This is a genomic window from Nonomuraea wenchangensis, from assembly GCF_900111685.1.
Classification (GTDB): domain Bacteria; phylum Actinomycetota; class Actinomycetes; order Streptosporangiales; family Streptosporangiaceae; genus Nonomuraea; species Nonomuraea wenchangensis.
The window spans coordinates 143,304-165,568 of the sequence record NZ_FOHX01000002.1 but is presented as its reverse complement, the minus strand read 5'-3'; the positions used below and the strand labels follow the sequence as shown (position 1 = coordinate 165,568).

At 73.8% G+C, this 22,265-nt stretch carries 22 protein-coding genes; 4 read left to right on the top strand and 18 right to left on the bottom strand.

The features are described from left to right. Window positions 1-66: 66 nt before the first annotated feature. From BMW85_RS05125 to BMW85_RS05075, 11 genes are all read right to left on the bottom strand, one after another. Window positions 67-1,005: a MurR/RpiR family transcriptional regulator gene (locus BMW85_RS05125; RefSeq protein WP_245774630.1), complete on the bottom strand. Its 939-nt coding sequence runs from the start codon at window positions 1,003-1,005 to the stop codon at window positions 67-69. A 69-nt stretch (window positions 1,006-1,074) separates the two neighbouring features. Further along, entirely contained in the window at window positions 1,075-2,400 is a 1,326-nt protein-coding gene (locus BMW85_RS05120) for an ArgE/DapE family deacylase (protein WP_091077555.1), read from the bottom strand. After that, entirely contained in the window at window positions 2,397-3,410 is a 1,014-nt protein-coding gene (locus BMW85_RS05115; protein WP_091077553.1) for a branched-chain amino acid ABC transporter permease, read from the bottom strand. Before BMW85_RS05115 ends, BMW85_RS05120 begins: the two co-directional genes overlap by 4 nt. After that, window positions 3,410-4,285, bottom strand: coding sequence for a branched-chain amino acid ABC transporter permease (locus tag BMW85_RS05110; RefSeq protein ID WP_091077550.1), 876 nt, complete (start codon window positions 4,283-4,285; stop codon window positions 3,410-3,412). Before BMW85_RS05110 ends, BMW85_RS05115 begins: the two co-directional genes overlap by 1 nt. Then, window positions 4,272-5,003, bottom strand: a complete 732-nt coding sequence (locus BMW85_RS05105) for an ABC transporter ATP-binding protein (RefSeq protein WP_091077548.1) — start codon at window positions 5,001-5,003, stop codon at window positions 4,272-4,274. The genes BMW85_RS05110 and BMW85_RS05105 overlap by 14 nt, the downstream gene beginning before the upstream one ends. After that, a complete protein-coding gene (locus BMW85_RS05100) occupies window positions 5,000-5,746 on the bottom strand; it encodes an ABC transporter ATP-binding protein (RefSeq protein WP_091077546.1) in 747 nt (248 codons plus the stop codon). The genes BMW85_RS05105 and BMW85_RS05100 overlap by 4 nt, the downstream gene beginning before the upstream one ends. Further along, complete coding sequence (locus tag BMW85_RS05095) at window positions 5,743-6,540, bottom strand: SDR family NAD(P)-dependent oxidoreductase (protein WP_091078870.1); 798 nt, start codon at window positions 6,538-6,540, stop codon at window positions 5,743-5,745. Before BMW85_RS05095 ends, BMW85_RS05100 begins: the two co-directional genes overlap by 4 nt. Window positions 6,541-6,569: 29 nt before the next feature. Next, the gene (locus BMW85_RS05090; RefSeq protein WP_091077543.1) at window positions 6,570-8,357 is read right to left on the bottom strand and encodes a gamma-glutamyltransferase family protein; all 1,788 of its coding nucleotides are present in this window, start codon (window positions 8,355-8,357) and stop codon (window positions 6,570-6,572) included. Continuing rightward, on the bottom strand, window positions 8,341-9,183 hold the full coding sequence (locus BMW85_RS05085; RefSeq protein WP_091077542.1) for a polysaccharide deacetylase family protein: 843 nt from the start codon (window positions 9,181-9,183) through the stop codon (window positions 8,341-8,343). The genes BMW85_RS05090 and BMW85_RS05085 overlap by 17 nt, the downstream gene beginning before the upstream one ends. 6 nt (window positions 9,184-9,189) lie before the next feature. Beyond that, window positions 9,190-10,497, bottom strand: a complete 1,308-nt coding sequence (locus tag BMW85_RS05080) for an ABC transporter substrate-binding protein (RefSeq protein ID WP_177240495.1) — start codon at window positions 10,495-10,497, stop codon at window positions 9,190-9,192. Window positions 10,498-10,657: 160 nt separating this feature from the next. Beyond that, window positions 10,658-11,425 (bottom strand): SDR family NAD(P)-dependent oxidoreductase, encoded by a 768-nt coding sequence (locus tag BMW85_RS05075; protein WP_091077536.1) that lies wholly within the window; start codon window positions 11,423-11,425, stop codon window positions 10,658-10,660. A 173-nt stretch (window positions 11,426-11,598) separates the two neighbouring features. Here BMW85_RS05075 and BMW85_RS05070 point away from each other — a divergent pair, with 173 nt between their 5' ends. The 4 genes from BMW85_RS05070 to BMW85_RS05055 all read left to right on the top strand — a co-directional run bounded on the left by BMW85_RS05070 (window position 11,599) and on the right by BMW85_RS05055 (window position 16,682). Next, window positions 11,599-12,897, top strand: a complete 1,299-nt coding sequence (locus BMW85_RS05070; protein WP_091077533.1) for a glutamine synthetase family protein — start codon at window positions 11,599-11,601, stop codon at window positions 12,895-12,897. After that, window positions 12,887-14,047 (top strand): amidohydrolase family protein, encoded by a 1,161-nt coding sequence (locus BMW85_RS05065; protein WP_091077530.1) that lies wholly within the window; start codon window positions 12,887-12,889, stop codon window positions 14,045-14,047. The genes BMW85_RS05070 and BMW85_RS05065 overlap by 11 nt, the downstream gene beginning before the upstream one ends. After that, entirely contained in the window at window positions 14,044-15,207 is a 1,164-nt protein-coding gene (locus BMW85_RS05060; protein WP_091077529.1) for a M20 metallopeptidase family protein, read from the top strand. Before BMW85_RS05065 ends, BMW85_RS05060 begins: the two co-directional genes overlap by 4 nt. Window positions 15,208-15,299: 92 nt before the next feature. Next, window positions 15,300-16,682 (top strand): N,N-dimethylformamidase beta subunit family domain-containing protein, encoded by a 1,383-nt coding sequence (locus BMW85_RS05055; RefSeq protein WP_091078867.1) that lies wholly within the window; start codon window positions 15,300-15,302, stop codon window positions 16,680-16,682. Here the strand turns inward: BMW85_RS05055 and BMW85_RS05050 are convergent. From BMW85_RS05050 to BMW85_RS05020, 7 genes are all read right to left on the bottom strand, one after another. Continuing rightward, entirely contained in the window at window positions 16,679-17,320 is a 642-nt protein-coding gene (locus BMW85_RS05050; RefSeq protein WP_091077526.1) for a cytochrome c maturation protein CcmE domain-containing protein, read from the bottom strand. The genes BMW85_RS05055 and BMW85_RS05050 overlap by 4 nt on opposite strands. Window positions 17,321-17,405: 85 nt before the next feature. Further along, entirely contained in the window at window positions 17,406-18,077 is a 672-nt protein-coding gene (gene ccsA / locus BMW85_RS05045; protein WP_091077524.1) for a cytochrome c biogenesis protein CcsA, read from the bottom strand. 40 nt (window positions 18,078-18,117) lie between these two features. Further along, window positions 18,118-18,396 (bottom strand): hypothetical protein, encoded by a 279-nt coding sequence (locus BMW85_RS05040; RefSeq protein WP_091077522.1) that lies wholly within the window; start codon window positions 18,394-18,396, stop codon window positions 18,118-18,120. Next, window positions 18,386-19,861 (bottom strand): cytochrome bc1 complex cytochrome b subunit, encoded by a 1,476-nt coding sequence (qcrB, locus tag BMW85_RS05035; RefSeq protein ID WP_218155668.1) that lies wholly within the window; start codon window positions 19,859-19,861, stop codon window positions 18,386-18,388. Before qcrB ends, BMW85_RS05040 begins: the two co-directional genes overlap by 11 nt. After that, window positions 19,858-20,697, bottom strand: a complete 840-nt coding sequence (locus tag BMW85_RS05030) for a Rieske 2Fe-2S domain-containing protein (RefSeq protein ID WP_091077520.1) — start codon at window positions 20,695-20,697, stop codon at window positions 19,858-19,860. The genes qcrB and BMW85_RS05030 overlap by 4 nt, the downstream gene beginning before the upstream one ends. Continuing rightward, window positions 20,694-21,377: a cytochrome bc1 complex diheme cytochrome c subunit gene (gene qcrC / locus BMW85_RS05025; protein WP_091077518.1), complete on the bottom strand. Its 684-nt coding sequence runs from the start codon at window positions 21,375-21,377 to the stop codon at window positions 20,694-20,696. The genes BMW85_RS05030 and qcrC overlap by 4 nt, the downstream gene beginning before the upstream one ends. Next, complete coding sequence (locus BMW85_RS05020) at window positions 21,374-22,255, bottom strand: cytochrome c oxidase assembly protein (protein ID WP_177240494.1); 882 nt, start codon at window positions 22,253-22,255, stop codon at window positions 21,374-21,376. Before BMW85_RS05020 ends, qcrC begins: the two co-directional genes overlap by 4 nt. Window positions 22,256-22,265: the final 10 nt, after the last annotated feature.

Here is a 22,265-nt window from a genome sequence, read left to right as displayed (position 1 = left end):
ACTCTAGGTGCTCGATGAGGTCATGGCTGCACGCGTACGGCTACCGGCCGGGAAATCTCGGAGACCCTACGGCGCGGATTCGGGGGGGCGCCGTGCTGCCTGCGATCTGCGGGGGCGGTCGGCGGACGGGGCCCGGCGGTCGTCCTCGCGCAGGACGCCGTCGGCCACCTGGTCGTACTCGGCCACGCGGGTCCGCCCGACCTCGCCCAGCTCCTCCACCACCGCCGCGATCAACGTCTCCAGCAGAGCCACGGCCGGGGTGAGCGAGTCGAACGGCGACGGCGAGCGCACCTGGGCGGGCAGCACCACGTCGGCCACCGCGGCGGCCGGGGACAGCCACGGGTCCGTCAGCAGCACGATCTTGACGTTGCGGGCGGCGGCGGCGTTGGCGAAGGCGATGCTCTCGTGCTGGTAGCGGCGGTAGTCGAACAGGACGAGCACGTCCTTGCGGCCCATGTCGAGCAGGTGGGCCGCGTGGTCGGCGGTCGAGCCCGCCAGGTGGGTCGTGCCCGGCCGTAGCTGCTGGAGGTGGGCGATCAGGTATTGGGCGAGGATCGTGCTGAAGCGCCCGCCGAGCGCCGAGACGCGCCGGGCGGGATCGGCCAGCAGCCCGGCCGCCTTGAGCAGCTCACCCTCCGGCAGTTGCTCGAAGGTCGCGGCGGTCGCCTCCAGGAGGACCCGGCCGGACCGTCCCAGCACGCCGTCGGAGTCCTCCTGCGGGGTGCCGTACTGGGCCAGCGGCGAGGTGTAGCGCTGCTGGGTCTCGCGCTTGATCGCCTGCTGCAGCTCCGGGTAGCCCTCGAAGCCGAGCCGGTACGCCAGCCGCAGCACGGTCGCGGCGCTGGTCTGGGCGAGCCCGGCGACGATGGCGAGCGGTTCGAGGCCCGCGGTGGGATAGCCGGCGAGGAGGGCGCGGGCCACCCGCTGCTCGGCCTTCGGAAGCTGGGGCAGCACCTCGCGGAGCTGCGCCGCGACGGTGCGCGACTCGGGCACGCCGGATGTCACCCTGCCTCCTGGGGGAAGAGACGGCGCGCCGCCCGCCGATGGGCGGCGCGCCGCAAAAGCGTACGCGGTTCACGCACCGTCCGTGAGCCCGCACCAGTCGATCGCGGTGAGCGCGTACGTCTTGGCCGACTGGACGAGCTGCGCGATCTCGACGTACTCGTTCTCGGCGTGGGCCGTGAAGCCGACGCCGGGGCCGTAGACCAGGCCGCCGAGGCCCTTGCGGTCCATCCACGTCAGGTCGCACACGCCCATGAAGCCGGCCCGCTGCGGCGCCACGCCGCCGGCCGCGGCGGCGTGCGCGCCCGCCACCACCGCGTTGAGCGGGGCGTCGTCGGGCAGCGAGTACGGCGGCCACAGCAGCTTCCACTCGAAGACCGGCGGGTGCTCGCGCAGCCAGGGGTCGGCGGCGCAGGCCGCGAGGACGCGGCTCTCGATCTCGGCGATGACCTCCTCGTTGGACCGGTCGGGGTGGTGGTAGACGCAGTACTCGACGGTCAGCTCGTCGGCGAGGAAGAACGGCACGAGGATCCCGGACGGGTTCGCCCGCAGCACGCCGGGGAGCAGGTTGAAGTAGCCGGGCGGGAAGAGCGGGTGCCGGTTGTGCCGGGCCCACTCGTCCTCCAGGGCACGCAGCGCCTGGTAGACGGTCAGGAACTTGTCGACGGTGTTCACGCCGAGCGCGTCACCTTCGAGGGTGGGGTGCACGGTCATGCCGCGCAGCCCGGAGTGGGCGGTCTTGCCCTCCAGCGAGATGCTGAACCAGAGCAGGCCGGGGGTCACCGGGACCTGCGCCGGCAGGGTGCCCGCCTGCCCGGACGGCTCGCAGACGATGGCCGCGTCGGCGGTGAACCCGGCCTCCAGCACGGCCGTGGTGCCGGCCTCGTGGTCGCCGACCTCCTCGCCGACGACGCCCTGCAGGAGGAGGTCGCCCGCGAGGCGCACCCCGGCCCGGCGCAGCGCGACGGCGGCGTAGGCGGCGGCGATCAGGCCGCCCTTCATGTCGGTCGCGCCGCGCCCGACCACCTTGTCGTCGGTGACGACGGCCTGGAACGGGTTGCCCCGCCACCGGTCGAGCCGGCCCTCGGGCACCACGTCCACGTGCCCGTTGAGCAGCAGCGACCGCCCGCCGCCGGCGCCCGCGACGACGCCGCACACGTTGTCGCGGCGGGGCTCGGCGGTGACCTTGGTGACGTCCGCGCCCGCCTCGGCGTAGAGGTCGGCCAGCAGGGCGCTGACGTCGCTCTCCGCGCCGACGATCTTGTCGTACTCCTGGCCGGGGTAGCGCGGGTTGACGCTGGGCACCGCGATGGCGTCGGACAGGCTGGACACCATGCGCTCGGCGAGCCGGTCCACCTCGTCGATGACCGCGTCCCGCAGGTCGCCGGTGTTCGTCATGACAGCTCCTTGACGTGGGTGATGGGTTCGGATGCGGACGGGGGGCGGTCGGCACGGCCGCGCCGTTCCCGCAGCGCGGTGACGGCGGAGCGGGCGAGGCCCGCCAGGCCCTTGGGCGCGGTCCAGAGGACGACGAGGATGAGCGTGGCGATCACGACGTCCCGCCACGGCCCGGCGTCCTGCAGCGCGTCCGAGACGACCGTGACGACCACGGCCCCGGCGATCGGCCCGTAGACGCTGCCGCTGCCACCCAGGAAGATCATGCTGAGCAGCAGGGTGAGGTAGCCGAAGCCGAAGATGTCGGTGCTGACCACGCCGTTCAGGAAGGCGTTGAAGCTGCCCGCCACGCCCGCGACGGCCGCGCCGATCATGAACACGATCAGGTGCTGCCGGACGCGGGAGATGCCCCGGCTGGTGGCCAGCGCCTCGTTGTCCCTGATCGCGAGCAGCGACCTGCCGAGCGTGGACCTGGTCAGGACCCGCACCAGCAGGGTGACCGCGAACAGCAGCGCCGCGCCGAGGAAGTAGTAGCCGATCCGGCCGTCGGCGCGCAGGCTCATGTCGCCCAGGGACAGCCGGGGGATGCCGACGATGCCGTTGGAACCCCCGGTCAGGCCCGCCTGCCCGAGCACCAGGTAGATGCAGAGCTGCGAGAACACGTACGTGGCCAGGCCGACGTAGATGCCGCGCAGCCGCAGCACCGGCAGGAACGCCACCAGCGACGCGAGCACCGCCGACACCCCGGAGACGGGCAGGGCCAGCCAGGGCTCGACGCCGGTGCGGGTGACGAGGATGCCGGTCGTGTACGCGCCGATGCCGAAGAAGCCGATCTGCGCGAAGTTGAAGATGCCCGCGAAGCCGAGCGTGAGGTTCCAGCTCAGCGCGAGCACGCCGTACATGGTGATGAGGATCAGCAGCAGCCTGCCGTGCGGATCGGTGACGACCAGCGGCAGGACCGCCAGCACGATCGCGTAGGCGGGCCATCCGGCCCACGTTCCGAACTTCGCCATCACGCGCTCCTCACCCGCGTGTGCAGCAGCCCTTCCGGCTTGACCAGCATGATCACGATCATCGCCAGGAACACCAGCACGGGGCTCCAGGACAGGCCGAAGTAGTACGTGGTGACCGCCTCCAGCAGGCCGATGGCGTACGCGCCGGCGATGGTCCCCGCGAGGCTGCCCGCGCCGCCGAAGGCGAGCACCACGAACGCGCGCAGCAGCGGGTCGCTCCCCATGGCCGGCGACATGAACTGCATGCTGCCGAGCAGCGCCCCCGCTACGGTGGCGAACCCGACCGCGACCATGACCACGAACAGGTAGACCCGGCGCGGCGGGATGCCCAGCAGTTGGGCGTGCTCGCGGTTCTGCTCCAGGGCGCGCACGGTCAGCCCGATGCTGCTGCGCCTGAGCACCAGCGCGAGCAGGCCGACCAGGAGCGGGGCGAGCACGATCGTGACGAGCTGGGTGCCCTGGACGACGGAGCCGGCCACGTCGACGCGCGCCCCGCCGAACGGCGGGAGCTGCTTGAGCTCCGGCCCCCAGATGAGCTGGGCGCCGGACTGCAGCAGCATGGTCGCCGCGAGCGTGGCCACCATCACCAGCATGTCCCCGTTGGGGCGCTTGATGAACGGGCTGACCAGCAGGAACTCGTACACCGCCCCGAGCGCGGCCATCGCCACGACGGCCCCGGCGAGCGAGACGATCAGCGGCAGCCCGGTCGTGTTGAGCAGCGTCCAGGTCAGGTAGGCGCCGAACATGAGCAGCGCGCCGTGCCCGAAGTTGAACACCCGCAGGGTGGACCAGATCAGGGTCAGGCCCGCCGCCATGAGCAGGTAGAGGCCGCCCAGCACGAGCGTGCTGGTGGCGATGACGCTAATGCCGCTCATCCGCGGCTCCTCCCAGAAAGAGCGACATCATCTCGTCGCGGCTCCGCTCGTCGTCCGACGCGCCGCTGTCCACGACGTCGCCGTGCAGGACGACGTGGTAGCGGTCGGTCAGATCGAGCACCAGCTCCATGTCGCCGTCGACCAGGATGATCGACGACACCTCGGCGCGGACCCGGACGATGCACTCGCTCAGCTCGTGCTTGACCTTCGGTGACAGGCCCAGGGTGGGCTCGTCGAGGATGAGCAGCGTGGGCTGGGCCATGAGGCCCATGCCGAGGCTGGCCATCTGGCGCTCACCGCCGCTCAGCGTGCCGGTGAGCTGGCGGCGGCGCTCCTTGAGCCGGGGGAAGACCGAGTAGACCCGGTCGAGCGAGTCCCGCCAGGAGCCGGCGTGGCCGCTGGAGGCGGCCGACAGCCGCAGCGCCTCCTCGACGGTGAGCTGCGGGAACAGCCGCGAGCCCTGCGGCACGTGGATCAGCCCGCTCCTGACCAGGTCGCGCGGCGAGCGACCGGCGGTGGAACGGCCGGCGAAGGTGATCGTGCCGGACGTGGGCCGGTGCAGGTTGGACACGCAGCGCAGCAGCGTCGTCTTGCCGTGGCCGTTGGGGCCGAGCAGTCCGACGGCCTCGTTCTCGCCGACGCGCAGCGAGATGCCGCGCAGCACTCCGGCCTGGCCGTAGCCGGCGGTCAGGTTCTCGACGGTCAGCAGATCGCTCATCGGGCGGCTCCCGGTCCGAGGTAGGCCTCCACGACCTTGGGGTCCGACAGGACCTCGGCCGGGACGCCGGTGGCGATGATCCGGCCGCTGTCCAGCACCGCCATGCGGCCGGCCAGGGCCTCCAGCACCGACAGCACGTGCTCGATGATCACCATGGTGACGCCGGAGCCGGCGATGCGGCCGAGCAGCCGGATCAGGGCGTCCTGGTCGGCCGGGTCGAGACCGGCGGCGGGCTCGTCGAGCAGCAGCAGCGCCGGACGGCTCACCAGTGCGCAGGCGATCATCAGCCGCTTGCGGTCGATGAGCGACAGGCCGTCCGCGGGGCGTTCCGGGTCGCCGCCGAGCTCCACGACGTCGAGGGCCTCGCGGCAGCGGGCCGGGTCGGGGCGTACGGCGCGGCCGGCCCCTCCGTACGCGGAGCTGACGCGCAGGTTCTCCATCACGCTCAGCGAGTCGAAGACGGCCTCGGTCTGGAAGGTGCGCTTCAGCCCCGCCTTGGCGATCAGGCGGGGCGAACGGTTCTGGATCTCCCGCCCGTCGAAGACGACCTCGCCCGAGTCGGGCCGGATGGGGATGCCGGTCAGCAGGTTGAACAGCGTGCTCTTGCCGGCGCCGTTCGGGCCGGCCAAGCCGAACACCTCACCCCGGCGGACCTCCAGGGAGACCCGGTCCACCGCCTTGAGGCTGCCGAACGACTTGCTCACCTCCCTCGCGGCGAGCAGCACGGGAGCGTCGCCCGTCATGCCAGCCCCCCGGGTCCGCGCCAGTCGCCCTGCGCCAGGAAGCCGCCGTCCACCGGCAGCAGCGTCCCGGTGACGAAGGAGGAGCGCGGGTCGGCCAGGAAGGCGACCGCGGTCGCGATCTCGTCCGGCGAGCACTGCCGCCCGATCGGCTGCCTGGCCGCCGCCGCCTCGCGCTGCCGCAGCGCCTCGGCGGCGTCGTCGGCGTCCAGCAGGTCGCGCGAGCGGCCCATGTCGTTGTCGACGTAGCCGGGCAGTACGGCGTTGACCCGGATGCCGAGCGGGCCGCCCTCGACGGCGAGCTGCCGGGTCAGGTTGGCGATGGCGCCCTTCGCCGCCGAGTAGGCGGGGAAGGCGGGCAGCCCCGTGACGCCGAAGATGGACGACAGGTTGACGACCGCGCCGCCGCCCGCCGCGGCCAGCAGCGGGAACGCCGCCCGGGCGCACAGGAACGTTCCGGTGACGTTGACGTCCAGCACCCGCCGCCACTCGGCGACGGGCACGCCGATGACGCCGCCGCCGCTCTCGGCCACGCCGGCGTTGTTCACCAGCACGTCCAAGCCGCCGAACTCATCCGTCACCCGGTCGAACAGGGCCGTCACGGAGCCTTCGTCCGACACGTCCGCCTCCTGGAAGGCGGCGGACAGGTCGCGGGCCGTACGGGCGCCGCGTCCGGCGTCGACGTCGGCGATCATCACCCGCGCCCCCTCCTGGAGCAGCCTGCGGGCGATGGCCGCGCCGATGCCGCTCGCCGCGCCGGTCACCAGGGCGCGCCGCCCTGCCAAAGGTGTGGCCATCGCATTGCCTTTCTCGAAATCGCTGGTGGTCATGGGGTGGGCACGCCCACGCCGTACGGCTTCATGAGGTCCACGCCCGCGGCCCACCGGTCGCCGGCCCGGCGGGCGATGCCGTTCGGGCGGGCGAAGTGCCAGGTGGTGGGCTCCTCGGCGACGATCTGGACGTCGAACCCGGCAGCGGCCAGCTCGCCGGCGGCCCGCTCGTCGGCGGCGGCCGCGCGCCGGTCCAGCCAGACCCGGCGGCCCTCCGCGTGCAGGCGCGGCGCGGAGACCGCCTCCTGGAGATCGGCGCCGTCGTGCCAGCGGGCGGCGATCTGGGCGACCGCCGAGATGATGCGCCGACCGCCCGACGCGCCCAGCGTGGCCTCGGCGCCGCCGGGACCTTCCAGGATCAGCGGGCTGACCGCGCTGAGCCCGGCCGCGCCGGGAGCGACGCTGGTCACCTGGCCGGGGCGGGGGTCGAAGTACATCATCCCGTCGTTGAGCAGGATGCCGGTCTCGGGCTCGACGATCCGCGAGCCGAACAGGTCCAGCACCGTCTGGGTGAGCGCCACCGTCATGCCGTCGCCGTCCACGGCCGACATGTGGGAGGTGCATCCCGCCTTGGGCGGGCCGCCGGCCTCGCGGGGGCCGGGGTCGCGGCCGGCGAGCCAGCCGTCCACGACCTCGGCGGCGTATTCGGCGGTGGCCAGCCTGGTCCACGGCCCGGGCTCGTCCGTGGTGACCTCGCGGAGCCGGTCGTCCATGGCCTGCGACAACACGCGCGCCCACAGCGCCGGTCCCGGGGGGAGGCCGCGGCGCCGCGCGGCGTCGGCGAGCTGCAGCGCCTCCGCCACAGTGATCACCCCGGTCGCCGCCGGCCCATAAAGACGTAGCCCACCGGTCCCGAGCCCACCAGTCCCGAGCCCACCAGTCCCGAACGCGCCGGTCCCGGTCCCGCCGACCCCGATCCCGTCGGCGCCGATCCCGCCGGCTCCGACCGCGCCAGCCACGGTCGCGCCGGCCACGATCGTGCCGATCTCGATGGGGGCGATCTGGCGTTCCTCCGCCTGGTAGCCGGCGAAGTCGGCCTCGCGGAGGAGGCCGCCCGCGGCGGCGAGCGTCGAGGCGATGGCCCGCGCGGCCCGGCCCCGGTAGAACGCGTCCGGGCCGCCGGCGGCGATCTCCCGCAGCACCCTGGCCAGCCTCGGCTGGACGAGCCGGTCGCCCGGCCCCATCGACGGCCCGCGCAGCGGCAGGCCGTCCGGCAGGAACAGCTCCGCGCTGGAGCGGAACCGGCGCAGCGTGCGGGCGTCGGTGCAGATCGCCGCCGAGGCGAACCAGTTCGTCTCGTGGCCGTCCTCGGCCAGCTCGATCGCCGGGGCCAGCACCTGGGCGAGCGGCAACCGGCCGAAGCGGGCGTGGGCGTGGCAGAGCGCGGCGACCGCGCCGGGCACGCCCACCGACAGCGGGCCGACGATGTTGGCGCCGTCCCGCACGGCGGGCCAGCCGTACAGTCCGGTGCCGGGCCCGGACGGGACCAGCGGGAACATCTCGGGCGTGGCCAGCGCGGGCGCGCGGATCGGCCCGGACACGGTGGTCGCGGTGGACGCGCCCGGCTCGCGGATCACGAGCCACGCGCCGCCGCCGACGCCGCTCATGAACGGCTCGACCACGCCGGTGGCGAAGGCGGTGGCCACCGCGGCGTCCACGGCGCTGCCGCCGGCGCGGAGCATCGCCGCGCCCGCCTCGGCCGCCCGCGGGTCCGGCGCGGTGACGAGCCCGCCGCCGCCGACCCGGCCGCCGCCGACCCCGCCGCCGTCAGCCCTGCCAGGCATCGGCGATCTCGCTCAAGGTCGCGAACCAGACGTCGCCCTTGCCCACCATCCGCTCCAGCAGCCCCTCCAGGACGAGCAGGTGGTGGGCGCGGCCGATCGTCTGCGGATGCATGGTGAGCACGTACACCGCGCCGGGCACGCGCTCATGGGCGTAGTCGAAGATGACGTTCCAGCGGTCCTCCATCGCCCGGTGCGAGCCCAGCGCGGACACGCCCGCCACGTACTCGACCGCGGGCCAGTCGTCGAGGTACCACGAGACGGGGATCTCGATGATCGGGCTCTCCGGGCCGAACTCGTTGGCCGACTCGTAGTTCACGGTGACCCGGCGCGGCCGGTACAGCTCGAACTCGCGGCCCATCAGCGAGCTGTCCCAGTCGAAGCCGAACTCCTCCAGCAGGTCCAGGGTGGTCTCGGAGAAGTCCCAGGCGGGGGAGCGGTAGCCGCGCGGGCGGCGGCCGACCACCTGCTCGTGCTGGCGCAGCGCCACCTCCATGAGCCGGCGTTCCTCGTCGGCGCCGAGGCTGGGCACGACCTCGTGGTAGCAGCCGTGCGCGGCGATCTCGTGCCCGGCCTGGAGGATCTGCTCGATGCGGTGCGGGAACGTCACCAGGTCGTGGCCGGGCGTCGCCCAGGTGGCGGGCACGTCGTGCCGGCCCAGCAGCTCGAGCAGCCGGGGCACGCCCTGCTCGGCGCCGAAGTCGCCGCGCGACAGGTACGACGGCGAGGTCCGCCCGAGCGTGCCCATCCACGGCGAGTGGGCGTCGAAGTCGAACGTCAGCGCCACGGCCATGCGCTTGCCGGGAGGCAGGGTGAGGAGGTTCGTCATCCCTGGTCAGCCCTTCGCCATCCACGGCGGCAGCCGGAAGGTGCCCGACTTGTACTTCTCGGGGGCGATCAGCACCCGCTTCTGGTCCTGGAACTGGAACGACTGCAGCGGCACGTAGTCGTCGCCCTGCTTGGCGAGGTGGGTGGCCTGGTCGAAGACGATCCGGCCGGACGCCTGCTCGGTGTCGATCTTGCTGATGGCCGAGCTGATGGCGAGCACGTCGTCGGGGTCGCCGACCTGCTTGAGCGCCTCCGCGTAGATCATGATCTCGACGTAGGTCATCACGCCCTGCGGGTCCACGTTGTCGGTCCCGTACGCGGCCTTCCAGTCGGCGGTGAGCTGGGCGGCGGGCGCGTAGTTCGCGGCGGGTACGAGTCCGGCGAGGTTGTTGAACAGCACGCCCTCGGCCTTGTCCTTGGTCAGCTCGAAGAACTGCGGCTGGTTCGGCCCGTACTGCATGAACACCAGCGACTGGGTGGGGTTCTGCAGGAACTGCTGCATGAAGCTGGCCTCGTTGGAGACCTGGTAGTCGGTGTTGACGATGAAGTCGGGGTCGGCGGCACGGATCTTGCCGATGATGGTGCCCCAGTCGTTGACCGCGCCGAAGGGCACCTTCTCCTCGCCGGCGATGGTCCAGCCCTTGGAGGTGAAGGTCTTGACCAGGCCGTCGGCGATGCCCTCGCTGTAGGGGTTGTCGGAGCGGACCACGAAGACCGACTTGTTGCGCGGCTTCCACAGGCCCTCTTCCGCCCACTTCTCGGCGAGCGCGACCGGCTCGGTGCCGTAGGCGTCGTAGTTGGGGGTGATGGACCAGACGGTCGGGTACTTGGCCGGGTCCTTCTCGATGATGGCCTGGGTCTGCGCGGTGTTGCCGCCGATCAGGTAGAGCTTCTCGGCCGCGGCGAACTCGTCGATCTCGAAGTTGGAGGTGGAGGCGTAGCCGGTGACGACCGCCTTGACCGAGTCGTCGTCGGTCAGGGTCTGCACGCCCTTGGTGACCGCGTCGTTCGACTGGCCCTGCACGTCGACCGTCTTGAGCTTGAACGTGTGGCCGGCCACGCCGCCGCGCTCGTTGAGCTGCTTGATCGCCAGCTCGGCGCCCTGCTGCATGCCCTTGCCGTCGGCGGCGGACCCGCCGGTCAGCGGGGCGAGCAGGCCGATCTGGATCTCCTTGCCGCCGCCCTCGGGCGCGGCGCCCTCGGACGCGGTGGTGGACGAGGAACAGGCGGTGGCGGCGGTCAGGGCGCCGGCCAGTGCGATGGCGGCGACGGCCCGGCGGCGGGTCCGGGGTCGGGGGAAGGGGAGACGGGCCACGGTGAAGCCTCTCTGCGCGATCAGCGATCGGGGGGTGGCGACGGTACGTCACCAATCGAAGTGAAATGTACGTTGCATATGCCGGTAAAGAGTAGGTGTGTAAAATATTCGTTACTTAACCGGGTCTGGCGGACATGCCGGTGATCAGGTGAAACGCGAATCAGCTCGGCGGAAGGGCCGTTCCGGCCAGGAAACCGCCGTCCACGTCGAGGACACTCCCCGTGACGAACGACGCGTCCGGATGGGCCAGGAAGAGGCAGGCGCGGGCGATCTCGGCCGGCGTGCCCATGCGGTGCACCGGCTGCCCGGCGACCAGGGTGGCCACGTACTCGGGGGCCAGGCCCGCCGTGGCGGGCACCTCGATGAGGCCGGGGGCGACCGCGTTCACCGTGACGCCGAGGGGGGACAGTTCGAGCGCCAGCACCTTGGTGAGCATCTCCACGGCCGCCTTCGACGAGCAGTAGTGGGACGCGCCCACCCGGGCGGACCTGGCCGCCGCCGACGAGACGGTGATGATCCGGCGGCCGTCGCGGCCCGGCAGCCTGGCGAACGCCTGCGAGGTCAGCATCACGCCGCGTACGTTGACGGCGTAGACCTCGTCCCACTCGGCGAGCGGCATGTCCAGCAGGGGCGTGTTGGGGTAGCGTCCGGCGCAGTTGACCAGGATGTCGAGGCGGCCGTGCCGCTCGGCGGCGCGGCGGAACGTCTCCTCCACGGAGGCCGGGTCGCGCACGTCGAGGCGGAGCGCCGACATCCGGCCGGGGCCCGCCACGACCTCGGCGGCGCGCTCGGCGTCCAGGTCGGCGACGACGACCGTCGCGCCCGCGTCGCGGAACGCCTCGGCGATGCCCCTGCCGATGCCCTGGGCGCCGCCGGTGACGAGGGCGACGGCTCCGGAAAGCCCGCCTGGGGAGGAGGTTCTGGCCATGGCTGCCCTTCCGTTCGGCGGCGGAGAGCGCCGTGACCTGCGCTTTCTCTCCGGCCGTGCTGAGTAACGTGCATGATAAATTTCATCTCGCCCTCTTGACCAGAGATTTGCATCAAATGTTTCATTTGGGCAGCCGGTCGCGGGCGTGCCGACCGGACTGGGAGGAGAGTGCGATGACCACCGGGACCGTCTTCGTGGCGACCTGCGACCTCGCGGCGCAGGTCCGCGGCCGGGCCGCGCCCGTGTCGAGGCTGGAACAGACGCTCCGCGGCGGAGTCGGCTGGGTGCCGGCCAACCTGGCGCTGAACTGCTTCGGCGACCTCGCGGCCGGCAACGTGTTCGGCTCGGTCGGCGACCTGCGGCTGATGCCCGACCCGGCCACCGCGATCGTCCTGCCGGCCGAGGAGGGGACGCCCGGCACCCGGCTCTACCTCGCCGACCAGACCGGCCTCGACGGCTCCCCCTGGCCCGGCTGCCCGCGCGGCTTCCTCCGCGCCGCACTCGACGACCTGCGCGAACGCGCCGGACTGGAGATCCACGCCTCCTTCGAGCACGAGTTCATGCTCGAAGGCGGCCAGCAGGGCGACGCCCCGCCGTTCTCGTTCCAGCGCGCCCGCGGCGCCGAGCCCTTCGGCACCGACCTGGTCACGCTGCTGGAGGACGCCGGGCTGGAGCCGGAGACCTGGCTGCCCGAGTACGGCCCCGGCCAGTTCGAGATCACCCTCCGCCCCGCCCCCGGCCTCGCCGCCGCCGACCGCGCCGTGCTCCTCCGCGAGATCGTCCGCGACCTCGCCCGCAGGCGCGGCCACCGGGCCACGTTCGCGCCGATCGCCGACCCGGACTCCGTCGGCAACGGCGTCCATGTGCACTTCTCGCTGCGGCGGGCGGGCGGCGGCGGCCCCGTCATGTACGACGCCGACGCCCCCGGCAGGCTGTCGGCCGTCGCCGCCGCGTTCGCCGCCGGCGTCCTGGAGCACGCCGGCGCCGTCGTGGCCGTCACCGCGCCCAGCCCCTCCTCCTCCATCCGGCTCACCCCGCACCGGTGGAGCTCCGGCGGGGTGTTCCTCGCCGAGCGCAACCGCGAGGCGCTGCTGCGCATCGCGCCCACCCTGGCGATCGGCGACGCCGACCCCGCCGCCCAGCTCCACCTGGAGTACCGGGCCGCGGACGCCACCGCCAACCCGTGGCTGGTCCTCGGCGTCCTCGTCCGCGCGGGGCTGGCCGGCCTGGCCGCCGGCGAGCCCGCCCGGGTCTGGCTCGAGTCCAGCAGCGAAGCCGACCTGGCCGGCGAGCCCCCGCTGCCCGCGTCGCTGCCGGAGGCGCTCGCCGCGCTCGAAGCCGACGACGTGGCGCGCGGCTGGTTCCCGCCCGAGCTGCTGCACACGTTCCTCACCGTGAAGCGGACCGAGCTGGACCACGTCGCGGGCCTGCCCTCCCACGAGCTCTGCAGGAAGGTCGCCGATGTCTACTGAGACCCCGGACGCCGCGCTGGAGACGGAACTCGCCGCGCTCCCCCTCGTCGACCACCACGTACACGGAGCCTCCGCCGACGATCTCGGCAGGGACGTGTTCGAGACCCTGGTGACCGAGTCGGACCGCCCGATCCCCGCGTTCATGACCCAGTTCGACTCCCAGATCGGGTTCGCCATCCGCCGCTGGTGCGCGCCCGTGCTCGGGCTGCCCGCGCACGCCTCACCCGAGGACTACCTGGCCCGCCGCGCCGAGCTCGGCGCGGCCGAGGTCAACCGGCTGCTGCTCACCGCGAGCGGCGTCGGCCGCTACGTGGTCGAGACCGGCTACCGGGGCGACGACGTGCTCAGCCCCGCCGGGATGACGGCCGTGTCCGGCCGGCCCGCCCACGAGGTGGTCCGGGTCGAACGGGTGATGGAGGACGTCGCGGCGTCCGGCGTCGCCGCCGCCGACCTGCCCGGCCGCTTCCGCGAGGAGCTGCGCCGCCGTACGGAGCACGCCGCCGGGCTCAAGAGCATCGTCGCCTACCGGCACGGCTTCGCCTTCGACCCCGCGCCGCCAGGCGAGCGCGAGGCCGTCGCGGCGGCGGGCCGATGGCTCGCCGACGCCGAGCGGACCGGGGAGTGGCGGGTGAGCGACCCCGTCCTGCTGCGCCTCGGCCTGTGGGCGGCGGCCGAGCGCGGCCTGCCGCTGCAACTGCACGCCGGGTACGGCGACCCCGACGTCGAGCTGCACCTGTGCGACCCGCTGCTGCTCACCCGGTGGCTCAAGCTGGTCGAGCCGACCGGCACGGACGTGCTGCTGCTGCACTGCTACCCGTACCACCGCAACGCCGGCTACCTCGCGCAGGTGTTCCCGCACGTCTACTTCGACGTCGGGCTCGGCGTCAACTACACCGGCAGCCGCTCGGCCGAGCTGATCGCCGAGTCGCTGGAGCTCGCCCCGTTCGCCAAGATTTTGTTCTCGTCCGACGCCTGGGGCCCCGCCGAGCTGCACTTCCTCGGCGCCCACCTGTTCCGCCGCGGCCTCGGCCGCGCCCTGCGGCACTGGGTCGACGCCGGCGAGTGGAGCGAGCGCGACGCCGTACGGGTCGCCCGCATGATCGGGGTGGACAACGCGCTGCGCGTGTACCGCCTGGAGGACGCCCCGTGAGCACGCGCCTGGCGGCCCGCCTGCTGCCCGCACTGGAGAAGGAGCTGCCCGCGGCCGGGGAGCTGCGCCGCAGACTGCACGCCGGCCCCGACCTGTCCGGCGAGGAGGGCCCCACCCGCGACCTCGTGCTCGCCGAGCTGCCCGGCGACGAGGCGCACCTGCTGGCAGGGACCGGCGCGCTCGTACGCGTCGGCGGGCCGGGCCCCGCCATCGGCGTCCGCGCCGAGCTCGACGCGCTCGCCGTGACCGAGCGGACCGGCGTCGCCTGGGCCTCCCGCACCCCGGGCCGCATGCACGCGTGCGGGCACGACGTGCACCTCGCCGCGCTGGTCGCGCTCGCCCGCGCGGTCGCCGCGACCGGCGACGCGGTGCCGCTGGTGGCGGTGCTGCAACCCCGCGAGGAGACCTATCCCTCGGGGGCGCGCGACATCGCCGGCTCGCCGCTGCTGGCCGCGCAGGAGCTCACCGCCGTGATCGGCGCGCACGTCCAGCCCACTCTCCCGGCGGGCACGGTCGCCGCCACCCCCGGCACGGTGAACGCCGCCGCCGACGAGTTCACCGTCGTCGTACGGGGCCGCGGCGGCCACGCCGCCTACCCGCACCTCACCAGCGACCCCGTGCTCGCCCTCGCCCACGTCATCGTCGGCCTCCAGCGGGTGGTGAGCCGTGACGTCGATCCGACCAGCTCGGCCGTGCTCGGCGTCTCCACCCTCGCCGCCGGGAGCGCGCCCAACGTCGTCCCCGACTCCGCCTCCGCCAGCGGCACGCTCAGATCGCTGAGCGACCCGGTGCGTGAGCGTGTCCACGCCCGCCTGCGCGAGGTGGCCGAGCTCGTCGCCCGCGCCCACGGCTGCGAGGCCACGGTCTCCATCACCCACGGCGAACCCATCCTGCACAACGATCCGGCACTCGCCGCCCTGGCCGGCGCGAACCTGACCGCGCTCGGGCTCGAACCCGCCCGGCCCATGTGGTCGTTCGGGGCCGACGACTTCTCGTACCTGTCGGCCGTGCTGCCGGGGCTGATGATGTTCGTCGGCGTGGACGACGGCGGCGGCGCCCGCCTGCACGGCTCGGACTTCCTGCCGGGCGACGACGCGGTACGCGACGTGGCCTTGGCGATGCTGGCGGGATACCTGGCGGCGGCCGGCGAAACGGCCTGACCTGGGAGTTCGGGTCCCGGCGAGCACCGGAACAAGTAAGCACTCGGCCAAGGGGGCGGCGTCCGGAGGCGACCGGGCGTGAGCATGTGATCATGCGTCACGTCCTCGCCGTCCTGATCCTGCTCGCCGCCGCCGCCGGCTGCTCCGCTCCCGCTCCCGTGGCCCCCGGGCCCGCCGCTCCCGAACGCGCCGCGCCTGCGCCCGCCCCCGCGCAGGCGCCGCCCGCCGGGCCCGTGCCCTGGCGCATCAAGAAACGCGGCGGCGAGCACGAGATCGAGGGCTACGCCGACCGCGTCAGCGTGCTGCCGGGGGAGCGGTTCCGGCTGCACGTCTCCACCACGGCGCCGCGCTTCATCGCGTCGGCGTTCCGGATGGGCGCCCGGCCGGTGCGGGTCTGGCGCTCCGCGCCGACCGGCGGGAGACGGCAGCCGCCGGCGCGCACCGTCGCGCGCACGGTGACCGCCGCCCACTGGAAGCCCTCGCTCACCGTCGACACCACCGGCTGGGCCGAGGGCGCATACCTGGTACGGCTGGACGCCTCCACCGGCGGCCAGCGGTACGTCCCGATCACCGTGCGCTCGGCCTCGGCCGAGGGTCGCGTGGTGCTCGTCAACGCGGTCACCACCTGGCAGGCGTACAACCTGTGGGGTGGCCGCAGCCTCTACAAGGGGCCAGGCGGCTTCGCCGACCGCTCACGCGCGGTCACCTTCGACCGCCCCTACGACGGCTCGGGCGCCCGGCTCTTCCTCGACTTCGAGTGGAACGCCATCCGGCTGGCCGAGCAGAGCGGCCTGCCGCTCGCCTATCTGACCAGCCTCGACCTGCGGCCGGGCGCGCTGCGCGGCGCCCGCGCCGTGGTGTCGCTGGGGCACGACGAGTACTGGTCGCCGACCATGCGGGAGGTCGTCACCCAGGCCCGCGACGAGGGCACGAACCTGGCCTTCCTCGGGGCCAACGCCGTCTACTGGCGGATCGCGCTGTCCGGCAGGACGGTCAGGTGCGACAAGGAGACCCAGTGCCCGCTCTGGCGGCAGTCGAAGCCGGAGAGCGAGCTGGTCGGGCAGATGTACGACTGCTTCCCCGCCGAGGCGGCCTACCGGGTGACCAGGCCGGGCCACTGGATCTTCGAGGGGACCCGGGGCAGGGTCTTCCCCGGCATGGCGGGCGTGGAGACCGACAAGGTGTCGGCCGGCTCGCCGGACGTCGAGGTGCTGGCCGAGTCGCCGGTCGACTGCGGCGGCCGGGCCACCGTGAGCAACAGCACCTACTACGTCGCCCCCAGCGGCGCCGGCGTGTTCGCCTCCGGCACGATGCGCTGGGTGTGCGGGATGAAGGGCGCGGCGTGCGGGCACGGTGTGACGCGGGCGGCCTCCGCCTTCACCCGGCGCGCCACGCTCAACCTGCTGACCAGGTTCGCCAAGGGCCCGGCCGGGGACCCGCACGAGCCCGGCCGCCGGCGTCACACCCGGACCTAGAGGTCGGCGACGCGGAGCGTGCCGGTCATGCCCAGCGGCTCGTGGCCGGTGACGCCGCACACGAGGGTCAGCAGCGCGCCGGACGGGGCGTCGAACCGCAGCGTCGCCGCCTGCCCCGGCGCCAGCACCGGCGTGTGCGCCGACACGCCGATGCCGGTCACGATGAGGTCGTGCGCCGTGGCCCCCGCGTTGGTCACCTCCAGCGTCACCGGTCCTGGCCGCAGCACGGGGTCGCCGACGCTCACGGCCCACTCGGTGAGGCCGACACGGGTGCTCGCGACCGGCGGCCGGTACTCATTGGAGTGCTTGACCATCAGCCGGTCCGACAGGAGCACCCCGCCGTCCATGCGGCCTTCGACGACCGCGCCCTGGCCGCCCGCGAAGACCGGGGAGACCTCGCCGGTGTGCCGCACCGGCAGGTTCCGTACGCCGTCGGTGAGCGTGAAGGAGACGCCCTGGGGCATGGTGTGCACGCTGCCGGCGACGACCAGCCCGCCGACCCGTACCCGGTCGTCCGGCTCCGGCGGCTCCTGGGCGATCTCCTGGGGCGTGCGGTAGTAGACGACCCCGTTGTCCAGCGCCTGGAAGACGAGCACGCCCCCGGCCACCACCGCCACGGCGGCGATCAGCAGCCTCATGACGGGGTGCGGCCGGACCACACGACGTATCCCGCCCAGGTGGCCACGGTGAGCAGGTAGCCGACGGCGACCCAGAGCCAGCCGCTCACCGCGCGGCTCCCGCCGGCAGGTGCGGAGCGGGGAGCGGCGGCGGGGGAGCGGCGGCGAGCGAGCGGACCCGGCGCGCGACCACCCAGGCCGCCAGCGCGGTGAACGCCGCCGTCGCCACGAGCAGCGCGGCCAGCATGGGCGCGGCGATCGGGAGCCGCCCTTCCGGGCTGAGCACCGTCGGCGGCTGGTGCAGGGCCCGCCACCACAGGACCGAGCCGTGCGCGAGCGGCACGGTCAGGAACCCGGCGCAGCCGGCGATCGCCGCCGCCCGTCCGCCCGCCAGCCGCCCTGCCAGCAGGTAGGCGACGTAAGCGGCGAGCATCAGCACCGTCGTGGTCAGCCGCGGGTCCCAGGTCCACCACACTCCCCAGACCGGCCGCCCCCACACCATGCCGAGCACGATGGCGAGGGCGGTGAGGCCGGCGCCGACCTCGCCCGCGGCCCTGCCGATCCGGTCCAGCTCCGGCCTGGGGTGCCGCAGCCGCAGCAGCCCGGCGGCGAAGACCGCCGTGAAGCACAGGTAGGCCGTCCAGGCGGCGGGCACGTGCACGTACATGAGGCGCTGGAGCTCGCCCTGCACGGCGTCGGGCGGCGCCACCGCCAGGCCCGTGACCAGGGCCGCCACGGCTCCCGCCGAGACCAGCGAGCCTGTCAGGGACGGTCGCATGCCGCCTCCTCCCGTTATCACTCTGCGTGACCGTGTCAATCTACCCACCCCGTCCGGGGCCACGGCGGAGGCGCACCCGCCGCAGCAGCCGCCAGGCGATCACGGCGAGGAGGAAACGCCTCAGCAGCCCGCTCAGCAGGCGCCCGGTGCGTGAGGGCGGCTCGCCGCGACCGGGGGGAGGAGGCGGGTAGGCCGTGTCGGCGCTGTGCCTGGCGGCCTGCTCGCTCGTGTACTCGGCGTTGCTGAGCAGGCACGTCTCCCCCTCGCGGTAGGCCCAGCGCCAGTAGCCGTTCGGCTGCCGCCACACCTCAACCCGCATGCCGGCCTCCCGCGTCCACGACCTGCGGCGCGTCCTCCGACGGCACGTCCGGCCGGCCGCCGACCACGCTCTCCCGCACCCGGCGGCGCGGTGGCCGGGCGCGGGACAGGCCCAGCGCCGCGCCAACCTGCCGGGGCTCCAGCGTCGTGAGCCGGCTCTCCGGATACGCCCGCAGGGCCCGCGCCAGCACGTACGCCACCGCCGCGATGACCGGCGGCCCGGCGAGCACGACGATCCGCAGCACCGCGATGACGTCCTCCACAGGAGCCTTCAGCCAGCGCGCGATCAGGTCGTCGGAGGCGGCGAACAGCAGCAGCCCCGTCTGCGCCACCGCCCACACGCCCACCGCCGTCCGCCCGGGACGGTCCCTGACGCGGGCGTCCACGTGATGCCGGCCCCGGTCGCCGGTGACCAGGCGGTCCAGCCACGGCCAGGCGTACATGACGAGGACCATCAGCAGCGGCAGCGCCACCGCGGGCAGGAACGGGGACGGCACCAGGTAGCCGAACACCCGGAACTCGGCCGCGGGGAACAGCCGGATCATGCCCTCCACCCAGCCCATGTAGAAGTCGGGCTGGCCCGGCGTGGTCGCGTTGGCCGGCTTGAACGGCCCCCATATCCACACCGGGTTGATCTGCGCCAGCGCGCCCAGGCCGAAGGTGACCGCCAGCACGCCGGACAGCAGGGCCAGGGAGCGGAAGGCGTACGTGGGCCACATCTTCGAGCCGACGACGTTGCTGTCGCGCCGCCCCGGGCCCGGGAAGTGCGTGTGCTTCTGGCGGATCAGGATCGCCATGTGGACGGCGATCAGCGTGGCGATGAGCGCGGGCAGCAGCAGCACGTGCAGGCCGTACAGGCGGGAGATGATCAGGTTGCCGGGGAACTCGCCGCCGAACAGCAGGAACGCCGCCCACGACCCCACCACCGGCACCGACAGCGCGATCGAGTAGCCGATGCGCAGCCCGGTGCCGGACAGCAGGTCGTCCAGCAGGGAGTAGCCGACGAAGCCATTGGCCAGCGACGTGAGCAGCAGGGTGACGCCGACCAGCCAGTTGATCTCACGCGGCTTGCGGAACGCGCCGGTGAAGAAGATCCGGCAGGCGTGCGCCGCGATCGCCCCCAGGAAGATCAGCGCCGACCAGTGGTGGACCTGACGGAACAGCAGCCCGCCGCGCACGTCGAAGCTGAGCTCGACCGCCGAGGCGTAGGCGGCCGACACGTACGAGCCGTGCAGCGGCGCGTACGAGCCCCCGTAGACCGTCTCGGCGCTGCTCGGCACGAAGAAGAAGGTGAGGAACACCCCGGTCGCGACCAGCGTGATGAAGCTGTAGAGGGCGATCTCGCCCAGCATGAACGTCCAGTGGTCGGGGAAGACCTTGGCCAGCGTGGTCCGGGTGATCTCGGCGGCCCGCAGCCGCCCGTCCACCCAGCGCCACCCGGTCCGCCCCAGGCGCCGGAGGATCACATCGGCCTCCAGTAGCCCGCGCCGACCGGCTCGTGGAAGTCGCCGGCGGCCACCAGCACCCCGTCGGGCCCGAGCCTGAGCGGCAGTTGCGGCAGCGAGCGGGCGGCCGGGCCGAACACCGGCTCCGCGCCGCGCAGCACGTCGAACACCGACTGGTGGCACGGGCAGACCAACCGCTCCTCGGGCCGCATGTACTGGCCGACGGGGCAGCCGGCGTGGGTGCACAGCTTGGAGTAGGCGATGATGCCGCCGACCGTCCAGCTCTCGCGGCCCCGCGGCAGGTCCAGGCGGGCCGGGTCCACGTGCAGCAGCAGCGCCATGCTGTCGCCGGTGTCGCGGTGGCCTTCGGGGAAGACCGTCAGCATCGTGCCCCGGACGACCCGCTCGGGACGGATGAGGTAGCCGTCCTGGTCCACCAGGCGTACGCCGTCCCGCCAGGCGGTGGTGGCCAGCGCGACCGCGGGGGAGGGGCCGTGCACCAGCAGCGACCGCAGCGGGAACAGCCCGGCCAGGCCGAGCGTGCCGAGCGCCGCCGTCAGCATGCGGCGCGGCAGCCGGCCGGCGGGCCGCCCGAACTCCGACTCCAGCGCCTCGCGCTCCTCCGGCGGGGAGCGCATCGGCTCGCGCTCCTCGACGTACGGGCCCTGCGGCAGCAGCCGGGCCGCCCACAGCGTGAACCCGGCGGCCAGCCCGGCGAAGGCCAGGCCGAAGCCGAGCCCGAGCAGCAGCCGGTCGTGGCCGCTCACGTAGCCGAACGCGGCCAGCGCCGCGCCGAGCACGGTCACCGCGAAGCCCACGGCGATGCCGCGCTCGGCCCGCCGTCCCCGATCGCTCATGGCGCCCTCTTCCCGATCAGGCGGATGAACAGCAGGAGCAGGCCGAGCCCGGCCAGCAGGGCGACCGCGCCCTCGGCGACCGGGCCGATGCCGCCCAGCGGGTTGCCGCCGTGGTCGAGCTGGGGGCGGGTGGTGGTCAGGTAGGAGGCGATGGAGTTCACCTCGGCGTCGCTGAGCACCGAGGGCGGGAAGGCGGGCATCGCGCCCGGGCCGATCCGCACGGCCTCGGCGATCTGCGTGGGCGTGGAGTGGAGCAGCGGGGGAGCGGCCAGCCCGTGGGCCAGCGTGCCGCCCGACTGCGCGCCGGAGTGGCAGGAGGCGCAGGTGGCCATGTAGAGCTCGCGGCCCAGCCGCACGTTCCCTGGCGCGACCTGGGGGATGGCCGGCCCCGGGCCGAGCGCGGCGATGTAGGAGGTGAGCGCGGCGATGTCGGCCTCGGTGAACGCGGGCGGGTGGCGTTCGGGGCGCACGTCGGGCCGCGGGATCGGCATGCGTCCCGTCGAGAGCTGGTAGTCGGCGTTCGCCGCGCCCACGCCCTTGAGCGACGGCCCGCGGTGGCTGCCCTCGCCCCCCTGGCCGTGGCAGGTCGCGCAGTGCGCGCCGAAGAGGTCCCTGCCGCGCTCCTCCGGGGACGGGGACGGGGACGGGGACGGCGGCCCGGCGAGCACGTGCTCGATCATCGCTCACCTCCGGACGCGGACGAGGCGACGGACGGCCTCGGAGCGCTCATTTCCCGGGGCCCGTCCATCCACGCGAGGAAGACGGCAAAGATCGCGCCGAGATATACCAGGTCAGCCGGTATCCACATGATCAGCCCGGCCAGTTGCTGATCGGTCAGCGGGTCGGCGCCCGACGCCAGCGCGGCCGCCGCCTGACCGGGGAACAGCGGCGCCCCGGCCAGGGTCAGGACCGCGCCGAGCGCCGCGCTCGGCAGCGCCGTGGCGAACAGGTAGAGGATGGCGACGGGCGGGTTCAGCCGTGACCGGGAGGACGACAGCACGTGCGTCCACAGCAGGTAAGAGGTCCCCAGGAAGCAGGCGTGCTCCACCAGGTGCGCCACCGGGTCGCGCAGCGCCAGCTCGTACGGGCCCGGCAGGTGCCAGAACCAGAGCACGCCCACGTGCGCCGCCCAGGCCGCGACCGGCCGTCTCGGCACCCGGCGCAGGACGTGCCTGGCCAGGGCGAGCACCCGCCGCGCCCGCCGGGGCAGTGCCAGGGTGAGCGGCAGGCCGGGCGAGCCGGCGGCCAGCAGCGGACCGGCCGCCGAGATGAGGATCATGTGCTGCAGCATGTGGGTGGAGAACCGCTCGTCGGCGACCGCGTCGAGGGGCGGCAGCAGGGCCGCCGCGACCGACCCGAGCCCGCCCGCGAAGGCCCACACCCTGACCCGGCCCAGCCGGCGCGCGCCCGTACGCGGCGAGCGGCCGGGGCCGCCGAGCCGCCGCAGCCCGAGCAGGTAGCCGGCGACGGCCAGGACCAGCCAGCAGACCACCGGCGCCACCCCGGCCAGGTCCGGCCCGCCCGCGTGATGGTGCAGGGCCACATGGTGCAGGGCCATTGGGTGCAGG